This window comes from Okeania sp. SIO2F4 (assembly GCF_010672385.1).
Lineage (GTDB): Bacteria > Cyanobacteriota > Cyanobacteriia > Cyanobacteriales > Microcoleaceae > Trichodesmium.
On the sequence record NZ_JAAHGT010001342.1, the window covers coordinates 1 to 1,688 of the forward strand.

Genomic DNA, 1,688 nt, shown 5'->3' on the forward strand with positions numbered 1-1,688 from the left:
CGGTCGGAAAGCGGAGCAGTCCGTTAGGATGGGATGGCGAGGTCTCCGTTCCCTCCGGGACGCTACGCGAACTTCGAAGCTTTGCGAAGCGCAAACGCTTGCCTCCAATCTCCCAAGAGAGAAGAAATAATATTTCCTTATATTCAATTCCCGTACGGTTAAAACCTTCTTGTAATTATCAAGTTCGCCATTATCAATTATCCATTAATGAACGCTTTTAGGGAATAGGGAACAGGGAATAGGGAATAGGGAACAGGCCGGAGTTTGAAGTTTTTTATCTACTTTTTGATTACCCGCGACCTATTTAGGATTGCTATAAATCCTTTATTAGTAATAGTTATAGCAATTTTTATCCTATAAAATGTCTAAGTAGCATTAATAAAAACAGTTAATTTATCTTACTTTTGACTTCTGAATTCTGACTTCTAACTTCAGCTATAACTCCCGCCACACGGAGCTATTAAAACCAGTAATTTTTTCTGGTAATTCCTGTGGATTAATAACTGCCAAAGTTTTCATGTCGTAAGTAGTGTAAAAACTTTTGCTTTGTTCCAGATTAATATCTACAACAGTAAAAGTATTTCTAGGTGGTAAATTACTATTAAGTAAAACGCGAGGTCCGCTACCTAAAGCACCACTATGCAGCAATTTTAAATTACCTTTATAACCAGGAAAATAAGCATGATGATGACCGCTAATATATAGATGCACATTATATTTTTCTAGCAGAGTTTGTAACTCCTCAGCTTCTGTCAAAACATCACCAAATTTATTTCTGCCAACTGCCACAGCATAAAGAGGTAAATGCCCCATTACAATTCGCATTTTTGCTGTTTGTGCTTGACTATTTGCTAAACTTTTTTCTACCCATTCTAATTGTTGAGTAGGAATCTGAAATGTAGAGGCATCCCAAATTAAATAAAAAATTTCTTTGTGCAAAAAACTATAGTAAAAAGGAAACTCATCTCCCTCGAAAAATTCTAGGTTTAAATCTTTTTGATGTTGACTCCAATAATTCTTTGCTAGTCTACGTTCTTTGGCAAATATAAATTTTCCAGACTTAATATAACTAGAAGCATCGTCATTGCCAATAGTAATAGCAAGTGGTTGTTTAGTTTGACGTAATGGTGTGACAATGTAGCGGTCAAAACTATTCCACATAGCTTGAATATTTGCTTCAGTAAGTGACAGTTTTTGTCCAGCAATCATGTCACCCGCACAAAGCACTAAATCTGGTTGCCATTCAGAAATTAAAGGAATAGTTTTTTCCACTTGAGATTCATAAGTTGTGGAACCATATCTACTATTTAAGTCACTAATAATTACCAGTCGAATATCTCCTTTTTTCGGAGCAAACATTCCTGGTGGAGCGGGTGTTAATGGAGTAGGAATTTCTGAAGGATAAATAATTGGATTTTCTGGAAGTTGGGAATTAGTCTTTTCGAGATTTATAGTTTTGCTTGGCTGAAATATTCTGCGGAAAATTTCAGCTAATCCCAATCCAAATGCACTACCCAGAAAAATTAGTAAATCACGACGCTTAAACCTCATATTTTTTGCCCAAAATAAATCAAATAAATTATATAAGTAGATGGGTTTAAAAAAATATCAAACCAATAGGCAGATGGCAGGTAATACCAATTAACTTTAAAGATGTCACAAATAGTTTCAAACACCATATGTGAAAT

The 1,688-nt window shown here is 35.2% G+C and carries 1 protein-coding gene; it reads right to left on the minus strand.

The genetic code is table 11. The features are described from left to right. Positions 1-435: 435 nt before the first annotated feature. Positions 436-1,551, minus strand: a complete 1,116-nt coding sequence (locus F6K22_RS40245) for a metallophosphoesterase family protein (protein ID WP_293110705.1) — start codon at positions 1,549-1,551, stop codon at positions 436-438. Positions 1,552-1,688 lie beyond the last annotated feature (137 nt).

What these genes read in the sequence shown, in the direction of transcription:
- F6K22_RS40245 (WP_293110705.1), bottom strand. Translation starts at nt 1,551, where the DNA reads ATGAGGTTTAAGCGTCGTGATTTACTAATTTTTCTGGGTAGTGCATTT.